This window comes from Allobosea sp. FG18 (assembly GCF_057809495.1).
The window spans coordinates 1-11,871 of the sequence record NZ_JBMDKB010000052.1 but is presented as its reverse complement, the minus strand read 5'-3'; the positions used below and the strand labels follow the sequence as shown (position 1 = coordinate 11,871).

Below are 11,871 nucleotides of genomic sequence, written 5' to 3'. Positions count from 1 at the left end.
GCAGAATCCCCCACGATCTCGCCCACATCACGTGCCTCGCGGAAACGACCGTTTGCGAGAGGCTAAGAAATTGGTGGTTGTCGCAGCCTGAGATGCCCGCCAATCTTCGCGACACACTCGGGCGACGGATGCGGTTGCCTGGATCACTCGCTGCGGGGGCGTATGACGGGGCAGCGGAAGCCGAGCGAGCTTTGGCGGCTGCTCATCGGGGCTGCCATGCTCGCCCTCGGAATCATCGTCGTTGCAGCTTCATGGTGGAAAGGCCCGCTATCCCGAGAGCGGTTGTCGCTGATCGAGCAGTTCGGCCCGATGACCGTGGCGACACCACTGGTCCGATACGGTGGCCCTGGCCACCGCCAGAGCAGTGGCACTTATCGGACCCAGGACATTCCGCTATTGGCGGCAGGTCGGATTTCAGGAACGTATCGCCCCGCGAAAACGCTGTGGGTCGATGATTTGGACCGCATCCCACGCAGTCAAAAACTGAGTTTCTTGGTCGATCCAGGCAGGCGTCTCGTCTACGAGGCGACGACCAATGGCAGGGTCCTCCTCGCCTATGAGGAGACGGCGGCAAAGCTGAACGAGACGGTTCGACAGAACATGTTGTTCGGGCTCGGCTTTGTCGCGATCGGCGGATTCTGGCTCGCGCCCATCGTGTGGCGTCATTGGCGGCGCGAGCGAGAAAGTCGCGAACCGAGTTGAAGCGTGTGATGGCCAATGGCATGCTGTCGGGCTTGTCCATGATGCTCTTATTGACCGGTCGGAGCGCAATCAAAAACAGATGGTTCCGACCACGCTCGCCGCCGCCTTCGAGCATCGTCGCCAGCCCCGATTCTACAGGGGTTTGCGATGACGGTCGGGAGCGCGTCGGCGGGAGGTTTTTGGGACCGGGGCTGGCGAGAGAGGGCGGTTGGTGGGCCGAGGATGGTGGCGCGAAACGCGCGACGGTCGGACCTTCAGGAGAAGGTGGAAACGGCAGGCCACCGGATAATCTTGGGACCGGATAATCTGGAGAAGGGAGATGATGGAGGCGGCTTCCATTGCTTCGCTGACGCGCGAATACCGCGCCTTCCGTAATTCGGCTTGCCGAAGGCCGTGAATACACATCGTGCAACCGAAATTCGCTGCCGTCGCGCAATGCTATTGGCTCAATCTTAGAAGCCGCTTAAGATTCCAATCAGGATCGCGAGATCATTTCATGCACTCAATGGAACCTGCTGACTACAGATCAAGCGCGCCGGAACCGGAAGAGGTTCGGAAGCAGTTGGCTCGCATTCTCTCGAGTCCCGATTTCGCCGTCCCACAACGCCTGACAGCGTTTCTTACATTCGTAGTCGAAGAAGCACTCGCGGGTCGCGGCGACGGCGTTAAAGGTTACACAATCGCCACAAAGGTATTTGATCGGCCTCACGATTTCGATACCCTAAACGACCCTGTTGTTCGGATCGAAGCGCGACGGCTTCGCAGTGCCTTAGAGCGTTATTATCTAAAGGGCGGAATTTCGGATCAGGTTCTGATCGACATTCCAAAGGGGACGTACGCCCCAAAATTCTCGCGACGACATCAGGAGCCAGCACCTCATCGTACCGAGCCACTTGTAAGCGGACTACAAAGGGCCAAATTCGTGGTAGCGATTGTTGGGTCCGCCTTTGTCTTCACCGTAGTGGCGGTTTGGGCAGCCTTCGGCCACCGCTTTGCGAACTCTTCGCCGATCCCCGGAAATCCAGAAGTTAGTTTGGTGGTGTCTCCCTTCATCAATCTTTCTGGGCCGGAGGGAGGGCTCTATTCTGCAGGAATATCCGACGAACTCTTGAATCAACTGGCGCGCTTTAAGGAGTTAAGAATTATCAGCCGCGATGCCGCGTTAGCGTCGCGTGGCTCTTTGCAAGCCCCGCTTCAACCGGGCTCTGTAAATTATGCCCTTGAAGGAAGCGTTCGCGTGCACGACGGAAAGTTGCGCGTTTTGAGTCGACTACTCGATGGAAATACGAAACGCATCCTATGGAACAAAGTGTATTCTCGCGATATAAATCGATCAGATGCCGTTGAAATTGAAGCTGACATTGCGACAAGGGTCGCGACATCAGTCGCTCAACCATACGGGGCGATATTCACCCCGGTTTCGCTCGACGCCGCCGGGCGAACTCCCGCTGGGGCAGAGGCTCATTTGTGCATTCTGCGCTTCTACCAATACAGGAAAGAACCGACCCGAGAAGAACATCAGATAACGCGAGATTGCCTCATTGATACGGTGACACGCAACCCAGGTTATTCGACGGGGTGGGCGATGTTGGCCTACCTTTACCTCGACGAGGATCGCTTTGAGTTTAATCAACATCAAAAGGCACCCGCAGGAAAAAGGCGGGCGCGTGAGGCTGCGGAGCAGGCCGTAAATCTCGACCAAGCCAACGTTCGTGCCCTTCAGGCATTAATGATCGTGCTATTCTATAGCAAGGAGCCAGAAATAGCTCTGAAGATTGGAGAGCGCGCATTGGCACTCAATCCAAACGATACCGAAATGTTGGCCGAATTCGGTAGCCGCCTTGCTCAATTTGGGGAACGAAAGCGCGGACTATCGATGATTGAGGAGGCAATCGAAAGAAACCCCAATCATACAAGATATTACACTGCAATTCTAGCACAAAATTACTACATGTCGGGCGATAATGATCGAGCTTTATATTGGATAAAGCGCGCCGATATGAAGCGATTCTCGAACTACCATTTTGTCGCTGCACTAATTTTTGCACGCGCGAACATGAAACAGGAAGCCAAGGCCAGCGCCAGTGAGTTTCTGAAGATGCGGCCTAGGTTTTTTGATAACTTGGAGGCGGAACTCGCAATGAGGAATTACGGCGCGGCGGATCGTCGTATCATTATTGAAGGAGCCCGTCAGGCGGGATTTCCGGTCGGACAGATTGAATCATAGTATTCATCGGATCAGAGGCTCGGGGTTTTGCCCGTCACCAGCGCCAACGGGTCCGTAAGCGCGTCAAGTTATCGACCTCCTCTTGCCAACATTTCGTTCGACAAAATTCAAATCGGCATCATGTTTGCCTGCTCGCAGTCAACATGGGGTAATCATTGGGACCGATCGAGCACCTACCGTTTCCGCCACGCGAATTCCGTGGCTATTCATTGAATTTTGCGGCCCGACTGGAAGCCTCGCTTCCTCATTTCATCTTGAAAACTCTCTACGCCAGCAATCTCGCCCGGCAGGCCATCTTCGCCGTCGCTGCCGAAGTCGATCTCGACAGACCCAGGGACTTCCTGGATCGCATCGCGCATCATGCACCGGATGCTCTGGCTGGAATCGAACACCTTGATCCGCTGGCGCAAGTTGCGCGGGCGCTGATCCTGATGAAGCCGAAGAGCACGCTCGGAGCGCTCTATGGCACCTGCCCAGACGGGCTGCTGGGGGCCTTCTCCAGGTTCGGGTGCATGCCGTTGTATGGCTCGGAGATTTACAGGCAGACCTTCGACATTTTCGCGAGGTCCGAGAACCGAGGCCGTGCCAAAGCGCTCGGGCAACTGGAAGGCCAGCTTCGCTCTGAACATATTGTTGTCGCCGCTGGCCTCGACGACGTGCTTCAGCACAGAGCGGTGCTGGAGAGAACTAAACCCGCCGAAGTTCCCGCTTTGAACGCCTTCGCACGGATGATCGTGGACCTGTGCGACGCGACGCCCCAAGCGATCAAAGAATCGCTTGATAGCCTTCCGACCGGAACCAAAGGCGTGAAGATCGGCGAATGGGCACAGTCCTGGATGGGCCGCCAAGTTCGGCTGCCGTGTCCCCTCCCGATCGCTGATGATGATCCCGATCTGCGCGTTTGTTTGGGGGCTGAGCAGGCCAGCCTCGGACGCCGCTTCCGAAACTGTGCCGAGAGCCGGATGTCCTATGCATTCTTTGGCGAACGGATTCTGGTGGAGTGGATTCGGCCCGGCGAGAACGCCGTAATCGAACTGGCGCTTGTGCAGTCGGGGGCGGAAGCGCGCTATTCGTGCGAACAGGTGGTGGGTCCGCGCAACCGTCGTGTGAAACCCGCCGTTGCGGCGGCCATTCGCGAACGCTTCGACCAGCTTGGCATTCTGTATCAGGCCAGCCCGTTTCCAGCCGCCGAGCAGGAGGGGCTCCAAGCTCTGCTCGATCATTTTCCGAACGCGCCCTTCGCCGACTACCACGCTCGGCGCGTTGACGACGATGATGCCGAGGGCGAGAATGCAGAAATCGCCCGCATGCTCGATGAACTCACGGTCGATATGGCCGAGGGCGCGGCGTGATGGACGCGGCCATCGTCGAGATTCAGCAGGCTCCGGCGCGTGTGGTCCTCCGGGACCGCCAAGGTGTCGTCATCGGCGTGATCGAGCGCCAGCCACTGGTCGGCAAGCTGATCGCCCGTGACGCGCGCGTCGGCGCTTATGAGGAGCGAAGTAGGATAACGCGTGACAGGCATGGGCGGCTCGTTGGCCGAACCAACCTGCTCCAGGCGCTGCTTTTCCGGGAGCGCTGATGCGGACTCTTCTCGTCCTCGCCGCACTCGGCTGGGTTATCTCGCTGCCGTGGGTGACCTTGTTCGCTTACGTCGTGCTGATCGTTATCGCGATCGCCGTGCTGTGGCTGATCTCGGCTTCAATAGAACGCCATGCCGTTTCGGCCTCGCACGGCGGAAAGATCATCGACCACAACTACGTCGCTGCGCTCGAAGCCATGGTGGCGGAGGCGGAAACCCAGACAGACGCGCTGCGGTGCGAGATTGAGCGGCTTCGTTTGGCTGCTGCTTCGGAGTGCGATCCGAAGGCTGCCTTGTTCCGGCGCGTCGGACTCAATGACGGTGCGCCTCAATGGCTCGTAGCTGCGGCACGGCGCGCCTATCGCGTCGCTCTACACCCTGACAAGCATCCGGCGCACCGGAAGCAGGAAGCCGAGAGAAGGCTCAAGATGGCCGAGGGGGTGTTCGACCAGATCGCGGCTCGAAGCTAAGCCAATGCTTCATGCAGCGACCCAAGAGGCTCGTTCTCGGCATTGAGCCCAAGCAGGTTCCACTGCGGCGACCGAATGAATGCGCGCGGCGGTAGGACGATCCAACCATCCTCGTCGCCGACCGCGACAAACTGGCCCGCTGCGACGCAAAGCGCGGTCAGGGCGCAGACAAATGCCGCTCGGTCATCATGGTTGATGATGGCGCTTGGATTGAGCGTCAGTCTCCTTCCCGGCAGGAGGCACTCCATCAGCACACTGAAGCCGCCGGTCGCCGCGAGGTGACGGAAAAACGTGTCGGAGCGATCCCCTCTCCATGCCGAAAGGTGCTCCGGGTTGTCGATCATCAGTCCAAGGAACGAACTCGGAAACGCCTCCACTAGCGCTTTCTGGTCGATAGCCACACCGTGCCGAGCATCTTGTACATCGCAGCACGCGACGAGGTGTCGAACGCAGTCGTTGGCTTGCTCGTTCAGCAACTTGCCGACCGGAGCACTCGATTCGCCCGGCTTGCCGATCAGCGGACGGAGGCGGCGGGTCAGCATCCTTTCAGCCGTCCGATACCTGCCGATGATCCCGAAACCTCGGCGGATCGGACCGTCGAAGGCCGCCGCGATGATCTGGCGACCGCCCGCGACCTGGGCAATCACACGCTCGCGCTCCGGTTCGACAGCGCGGAAGCGCGCGATGTCCCATGAAACACCAGATGCGGACCAATCGAGCCGACAAATGGCACTGGATCGACGGGTTGGAGAGCATCCCACGTCGATGCCGACGACCGATCCCTGCTCCGTTATCAAGCGGCTGCTCCAGCGGGCGGTGCCGGAGTTTGCAGCCACTCGAATGCCGCAGCAATTCGCACGCTTTGAAGTCGGTGCAGCACGTCATGATCGAAGTGCTGAGCGGTACAGCGCGAGCGGGCGTCCGCGCATATTCGCGCGAACAGGCGGGTGGTCACCCAGGTGTCGGCGCTGGCCCGGTGAAGTTGCCCAGGAACGTTGATCCCGACCTCCCGCACGATGTCGCCAAGCCTGTAGCTCGCTCGGCCCGGAAACACGCGCCGGGCGAGCAGCAAGGTGCACAGTGTCCGAACTTGTCGCCCGTCGAGGAAATCCTGCGCCTCATGCTCCAGGAATTTTCGGTCGAACCCCGCGTTGTGGGCCACGACCGGCGATGCCGCGATGAAGTCGGCCAACTCACGCATCACGGCGGAGGACTTCGGCGCGCCGCTCAGCATCGCCGTCGTGATGCCGGTGATATGCGTGACCTCGGCGGGCACGCGGAGGCCGGGATCGACCAGTGTCGAAAACTCCTGACCAGCCCGACCATCGATGATCTCGCGGGCCGACACCTCGATCACGCGTGCTCCCAGGGTCGGGCTGAGACCCGTGGTCTCGAAGTCGAGGACGACGAAGCGCCCCATCGGGATGTTGTCCAACTACCTCAGCCCCTCAAGCTTCCCGCATGATTCCGCATTCCCAAACGATGCCGCCACCGGGCCGATCTCGGCAACATCAAAACGGCCTCCAATGACGGGACCGACGAATTGACCGTTAGGCTGGCAGTCACGATTCCTTGCCAGAATCGCGGTCTGTTCCCTCCTAGAATTACGACCTCCAGTTCATGAACCTGTACGATTTAGAAGCCGCTGCCCCTCTGCTCGGCAAGGAGCTTGTCCGAGCGCGACGGCATCACCGTGTCACCCGAAGCGCGCTCGCGATGGACGCGGGCATCAGTCGTATCACCCTCGCGAACCTGGAAGCCGGGCGTGGCTCGCTGGCCTCATTGATCGCCGTCCTCGCGGTCCTCGGCCACCGCTTCGCCGATCAACCTCCCGAGGTCGAGCTTGGCCGCTGGGTCGCTCAATCTCGGAAACGCGCAGGGCTGTCACAGGAACGTCTCTGCGCCCTGGCCCGAGTTTCGAAGCCTGCACTGGTGCGCGTCGAGCGGGGTGAAGGCAACATCTCGACGTTGATCGCGGCCATGGCGGGGCTGGACTTGTCGATGGCCTTGGTCGATGTCGCGATCGAGACCACGCCGCCGCCATCTCCTGCGCCCACCGCCCACGTTCTCCTGGGCGACTGTCGCGAGCATATGCGGGATTTCGCCCAGCAAGGGTTGCTGTTCGACGCCGTGATCTGCGATCCACCATATCACCTGTCGATCGCGCGCCGCTTTGGTGGAAAGCGAGCAGCGGCATTGAAGGGCGGCGAGCCGGGCAGTGACAACCCCTATAGGACTGTGGCCACCGGTTTTCTCGGGCAGGTATGGGACGGCGGCGACATCGCGTTCGATGTCGAGACATGGCATGCGGCATATGCCGTGCTGAAGCCGGGCGGTCACCTCGTCGCGTTTGGTGGACCCAGAACCTTCCATCGCCTCGCCGTCGCGATCGAGGATGCGGGCTTCGAGATACGAGACCAGATCATGTGGCTGTTCGGGTCCGGTTTTCCGAAATCTCTCAATCTTCGAGGCAAGCACGCAGGTCGCGGGACAGCCCTCAAACCCGGCTATGAGCCGATCATCATCGCGCGCAAGCCACTCGCGGAAACAAGCGTAGGGTCCAACGTCGTGAGGTTCGGCACCGGGGCGATGAACATCGATGCTTGCCGAATCCCCACGAGCGAATGGATCGAGCAAGGTCGGGCGGGCAGGAAACTCGGAACCTCCGTCGCACTGACTGGCCGTGGCCTATCTCCAACCGGCCCCGTGGGCATCGGGCACAAGGACCGGCCAACATCCCGCCCCGGTAGCAAGGGTGTTGCGAGCTATACTGAGGCCAACGTGGCGGCGGGAATTCGGCCAACGACGAGCCTGAAGCAGTGCGTCGAGGCCCCAAGGGCCGAGAACGGCAGGTGGCCAGCCAATGTGATCCTCACTGACATCGATGAGACTTGGGGGCGGTACTTCTACGCGGCCAAGGCATCGAAGGCCGACAGAGGTTCAGGAAACAACCATCCCACCGTCAAGCCCAACGATTTGATGCGATACCTCGTCCGGCTCGTAACCCCGCCCGGCGGAACGGTCTTCGATCCCTTCATGGGCTCCGGCTCGACCGGGATCGCGGCGATCCAGGAGGGCTTCAGCTTTGTCGGTTGCGAACAGCAGGCCGAGTATATCGAGATTGCGCGACGCCGGATCGCGAAGGTCTTGCCGAAGAACGGGTCGCCGCTCAGCGAGCTTCAGCCTCAGGAACAACCCGCGATCCGAAACGCATCTTAAAACCGATGGCGTCATAGTAGCTTTCGAAAAGATACTTCTGTCCGGCTCCGCGCGGGAGTTGATCGTACGCAACGGAGGCCGAGCAGTTTCGCTCAATCCAGAGACGACGTTCCGAGTTCATCGCCTGGAAATGGTCCTCTCCAAGGGTCTGGCGAGTCATGCCGTTCTGCTTCACGACGTACGGATGGCGAAGGTCTCTCTGGGTCTTGAGGTCTGCGGCAAGCTGGCGCAACGACTGTTTGAACGCGTCTGTCATCCCATATTTAGTTGAGGGGGCTCACCACCGCTAAATAGATCATGCCCAATTCCTGCTGTTCGGCCCATCGGTGCCAGAAGGTCTCGTGCCCCGGCTGCGCTTGGCGCTACGCGCTCCATGTCTCTCGCCGCATTCTCGCCTGCGAACCGCAGCGGCTCCACGCGCTGACGGTCGAGCGCGCCATTGCTGGTCCGCACGATATCGACCGATTGAGAAGGTCGGCCCACAACGCCGTGGCCTATCAGAGGCGTCGCTACCGGGGTTGGCGAAGCGTCGGGGTATGGGGCTGGTACGGTGAGGCGGACTTCCACGGCATTGTTGAGCTTGGCTCGATTTCGACCATTGAGTTCGTGCACACGTTCCGGCGGCGCGGAGAGGTACAGCTACGGTCGATCGAGATCGAGAACCTCCGCACCGAAGTCTACGGGGCGGCCCTGTCGGTCTCGGCGATATCGACTGTGGGCAGCAAAGGCCGATATCAGCCTCTGAAGGTCGCGATCGAGCCGGTGATGACGACCAGGAAGCGCCCTGTGCCGGTCATTGACGATGTGATGGTCGAAGCTATGCCGGTGCTTGTTTGAAGACGACCGCATTCGGCAGCCGGTCGCCCAGCAACACCGCCGGAGTTCAGAGCACCTGCGGGCCGGGCGGTGGTACTGAGCTTTGAGCATTGAACTCGGCGACCGCCCGCTCGACGATTGGCGCGCCAGGATCAGCCCTCCACATGGCGACGATAATCTCGCCCAGCCGGTTTTGAGCAGCCAAGCGATATGGCGGGGCGATCGGCGTGGAATGGTTGATTTCGATCCACGCGGCGTCGAACACCTCGACCAGATTGGTCATATCCTCTTCATCGGCGACAAGGGTTCGAAACGGCATGCAGTCCGCCTATGACGGCGGCGTAGGTCAAGCAAGCCCTCCACCTTTCGACCAAGGTCGAAGACCACCTTGCGCGCTTGCCAGCGGAGCAAGAGATAATTTCCACGCATTGCATGTGACATGGATGTTGAGGCTGCGTCAGGGCGTCGCCTATTCTCCTCATGTGACCTCGATCCCTCCCACCTGGGCGCATCTCCAGCCCGCATCGATCAAGGGCTGCTGGAGCCTCCCTACAGGATGCCGAGGGCTCTGCGGCTCATGCCTGACGACGTGCCGATCAAGACGGCGCTCGCCGTTCCAATGGTGGTCGCCGCGCGGCTGCTGCTGGACCTAGCGATGAAGCAGGGCGGCTTGGTCCTGACCCCGGCTGGCTTCCTCAAGGGGGTGGATGTCTGGCACGTCTTCGACCAGACGGAATGGCCGGGCTCCAACAAGACGCTCACGCTCTCGATGAACAAGGTCATCAACGAGCAGGACGCCCTTGGCGTCTTCTTCACCCGCATCGCCTTGCAGGTGGCTGGGCTGCTGCGGAAACGCGCCGGGGTCCTGAAACCGACCAAGGCCGCGAAATCATTGCTTGCGGAAGAAGCCGCGCCTGCTCTGCTCGGCGAACTGTTCCAAGCCGTGTTCTGGAGGATGAACCTTCAGGATTTCGACCGGAACCCGCTGGAGTTCTGGCCGCAACATCATGCCGGGCTGGCTCTTTGGTGCCTGTCGGTTACCGCTCACAAATGGTCGAGGACCGACCATCTTACCCCTGCCTGTACGATCATGGACACCATCGGCGAGCCCGTCGCGCATGACCTCCCAGGCTTCGCCATGCTGACCCGCGTCCTTCGGCCCCTGACGTGGCTTGGAATGCTGGAGACCCGCAGACAGAAACGTGTTTCCGGCTGGGGGCACGATGAGGATTTCCGAAAGACGCCGGTCTTCGACCAGATGCTGAAATTCAGGGTGGAGATGCTCGGCGCGGAGGACGCGCGGCATTGAGCCGGACTGAACCGCCGACGCACGGTGATCTGTCCTTCATCCCGTCTTCAGAGGCCGCCCGTCAGGCAAGGAATAGCCATTGGCGCGCCCTTCGTTGATGAGAAACTGAATGGCCTCACCAACGGCATCCCCCTGGGCATCGCGCGCCTCTGATTAATGTGCGCGCTGCTCGCGCTCCAGTTCCTCGATGCGGCGCAGCCATTCCTTCTGCGTCATTCAGCGGTCTCCAGGCTTGAGCGGAGGTCCCGGAAAAGAAGGGCCGCCGTTGTGGCGGCCAAAGTGTGGGACGGCGCGGATTGCGTCGCGCCACGTTCCGTATAACAGCCTGCTCGGCCTCTCTGAAAGGCACATCTGACGACGCTGCCGACCTGATGCTCGGCCAGGACGACGTGGGGCCTTGAGCCACAAGATCGCCCCCGGATCGCAGCACATGCGATGCGGTCGGGGCGCAGCGACCCGTTTCTCGGATATCCGAATGTCGGCGTCCTCGGATCGCGGCGGTCTTCAAATCGTGATAGAAATAATTGTACCCCGAACCGGGGTGGCGTCGAGGTCAAACTCACGTCGAAAGCCGTCTCGAACTACCCCCCGTTCGAGACGGCTTTCTTGTGCCCGAGAAGTGGCGCTGCGAACTGATCCCTGGCCGACCAGCTTCGGTTCAGGAGGATTCATTTCGCTTGCGATCGACGCCCCCGGCTTATCGCTCTTGCCCTTACGTTAGAATTGTGTAGGAGAGCCCGCGCTCAATAAGAACGACGGAACAGATGCGCGAATTTGCCATCAGATGCCCCGAGACCAGCCTGCCTGTCGCTACCGGTGAAAAAACGCATGATCGCGGAAAGGGGAAGTGCAACATTCCCCGCCTGTTGAAGGCATGTCCAGCCTGCGGCAGGTCACACGACTGGCTGGTCAGAGATGCTTGGTTGATCGAGGAAGTCACCGACGATAGGCCGCCTCAAGACGATGACCAGGAGCTTCTCTGAATACTGACGATTGCCCGTTCACACATCTGGGCTTCCAGTTCTGTGACAAGGCGAGGACGTTTCGCTGCGATTCCAGCCAGCGGCTACCGAGATGAGCGCCTTACTCGCGATACGTCCGGTGCAGCCTGGGCTTCGATCGGCCGGGCTTGGGCGCTGGCGAGGGGGGCGCGTGTCGAGATGTCGGCGGTTGGCACCAGACGGGCCGAGCTTCATCAAGTTCGTCGGCAAAAATCAGGCCGGTCGAGAGCAGCATGTCGTAAAGATCGATCAACAGCCCGAACTTGAGCCCGTTCGCCGCCGCGATTTCCCTGGCGTAGCGATTGAACAGATCGACCTCCGTTGCGGCAATCTGCCGGGCTACGATACAATCGTGCTCGTTCCGCAACGTCGGGGTTGGCGGCAAAAACTGCAACGAGCCAGTCCACCGCGCGTCGAGTTCACGCGCAGCTTGCAAATACGAGATCATGGCAAGACCTCGCTTCCAGATTGTGGGGTTTAGGTAGTCAGGCGTGCGTATTCCGATGAAGCCGGCCATTGATTCCGAAACGAAGCCGGCCACCTGT

12 protein-coding genes are annotated in these 11,871 nt (G+C 60.3%); 8 read left to right on the top strand and 4 right to left on the bottom strand.

From position 1 onward, the window contains the following. The first annotated feature begins 216 nt into the window (after positions 1-216). From ACODTJ_RS28545 to ACODTJ_RS28525, 5 genes are all read left to right on the top strand, one after another. Entirely contained in the window at positions 217-702 is a 486-nt protein-coding gene (locus ACODTJ_RS28545) for a hypothetical protein (RefSeq protein ID WP_488851550.1), read from the top strand. Positions 703-1,198: 496 nt separating this feature from the next. After that, on the top strand, positions 1,199-2,929 hold the full coding sequence (locus tag ACODTJ_RS28540) for a tetratricopeptide repeat protein (protein ID WP_488851548.1): 1,731 nt from the start codon (positions 1,199-1,201) through the stop codon (positions 2,927-2,929). Positions 2,930-3,084: 155 nt separating this feature from the next. Beyond that, positions 3,085-4,281, top strand: coding sequence for a hypothetical protein (locus tag ACODTJ_RS28535; protein WP_488851546.1), 1,197 nt, complete (start codon positions 3,085-3,087; stop codon positions 4,279-4,281). Next, positions 4,281-4,511: a hypothetical protein gene (locus ACODTJ_RS28530; protein ID WP_488851544.1), complete on the top strand. Its 231-nt coding sequence runs from the start codon at positions 4,281-4,283 to the stop codon at positions 4,509-4,511. Before ACODTJ_RS28535 ends, ACODTJ_RS28530 begins: the two co-directional genes overlap by 1 nt. Continuing rightward, positions 4,511-4,981, top strand: a complete 471-nt coding sequence (locus ACODTJ_RS28525; RefSeq protein WP_488851542.1) for a hypothetical protein — start codon at positions 4,511-4,513, stop codon at positions 4,979-4,981. Before ACODTJ_RS28530 ends, ACODTJ_RS28525 begins: the two co-directional genes overlap by 1 nt. Here the strand turns inward: ACODTJ_RS28525 and ACODTJ_RS28520 are convergent. After that, entirely contained in the window at positions 4,978-5,778 is an 801-nt protein-coding gene (locus ACODTJ_RS28520) for a hypothetical protein (protein ID WP_488851540.1), read from the bottom strand. The genes ACODTJ_RS28525 and ACODTJ_RS28520 overlap by 4 nt on opposite strands. Next, positions 5,775-6,416: a 3'-5' exonuclease gene (locus ACODTJ_RS28515; protein ID WP_488851538.1), complete on the bottom strand. Its 642-nt coding sequence runs from the start codon at positions 6,414-6,416 to the stop codon at positions 5,775-5,777. The genes ACODTJ_RS28520 and ACODTJ_RS28515 overlap by 4 nt, the downstream gene beginning before the upstream one ends. Before the next feature lie 185 nt (positions 6,417-6,601). Between ACODTJ_RS28515 and ACODTJ_RS28510 the strand changes: the two genes are divergently transcribed. Further along, a complete protein-coding gene (locus tag ACODTJ_RS28510; protein WP_488851536.1) occupies positions 6,602-8,200 on the top strand; it encodes a DNA methyltransferase in 1,599 nt (532 codons plus the stop codon). A 297-nt stretch (positions 8,201-8,497) separates the two neighbouring features. Then, on the top strand, positions 8,498-9,037 hold the full coding sequence (locus ACODTJ_RS28505; RefSeq protein ID WP_488851534.1) for a hypothetical protein: 540 nt from the start codon (positions 8,498-8,500) through the stop codon (positions 9,035-9,037). Positions 9,038-9,083: 46 nt separating this feature from the next. Here ACODTJ_RS28505 and ACODTJ_RS28500 read toward each other — a convergent pair whose 3' ends face one another. Next, positions 9,084-9,335, bottom strand: coding sequence for a hypothetical protein (locus ACODTJ_RS28500; RefSeq protein WP_488851532.1), 252 nt, complete (start codon positions 9,333-9,335; stop codon positions 9,084-9,086). 258 nt (positions 9,336-9,593) lie between these two features. Here ACODTJ_RS28500 and ACODTJ_RS28495 point away from each other — a divergent pair, with 258 nt between their 5' ends. Then, entirely contained in the window at positions 9,594-10,325 is a 732-nt protein-coding gene (locus ACODTJ_RS28495; protein ID WP_488851530.1) for a hypothetical protein, read from the top strand. A gap of 1,083 nt (positions 10,326-11,408) precedes the next feature. On the opposite strand, the gene ACODTJ_RS28490 is transcribed toward ACODTJ_RS28495, so the two are convergent. Beyond that, a partial coding sequence (locus ACODTJ_RS28490; RefSeq protein ID WP_488851528.1) for a hypothetical protein occupies positions 11,409-11,871 on the bottom strand: 463 nt, incomplete at its 5' end.

Bases quoted from the DNA above. Each gene is read 5' to 3' on its own strand.
- ACODTJ_RS28505 (WP_488851534.1), top strand. From the start codon at position 8,498: ATGCCCAATTCCTGCTGTTCGGCCCATCGGTGCCAGAAGGTCTCGTGC.
- ACODTJ_RS28510 (WP_488851536.1), top strand. From the start codon at position 6,602: ATGAACCTGTACGATTTAGAAGCCGCTGCCCCTCTGCTCGGCAAGGAG.
- ACODTJ_RS28540 (WP_488851548.1), top strand. From the start codon at position 1,199: ATGCACTCAATGGAACCTGCTGACTACAGATCAAGCGCGCCGGAACCG.
- ACODTJ_RS28545 (WP_488851550.1), top strand. From the start codon at position 217: ATGCTCGCCCTCGGAATCATCGTCGTTGCAGCTTCATGGTGGAAAGGC.
- ACODTJ_RS28525 (WP_488851542.1), top strand. From the start codon at position 4,511: ATGCGGACTCTTCTCGTCCTCGCCGCACTCGGCTGGGTTATCTCGCTG.
- ACODTJ_RS28500 (WP_488851532.1), bottom strand. From the start codon at position 9,335: ATGCCGTTTCGAACCCTTGTCGCCGATGAAGAGGATATGACCAATCTG.
- ACODTJ_RS28495 (WP_488851530.1), top strand. From the start codon at position 9,594: ATGCCTGACGACGTGCCGATCAAGACGGCGCTCGCCGTTCCAATGGTG.
- ACODTJ_RS28530 (WP_488851544.1), top strand. From the start codon at position 4,281: ATGGACGCGGCCATCGTCGAGATTCAGCAGGCTCCGGCGCGTGTGGTC.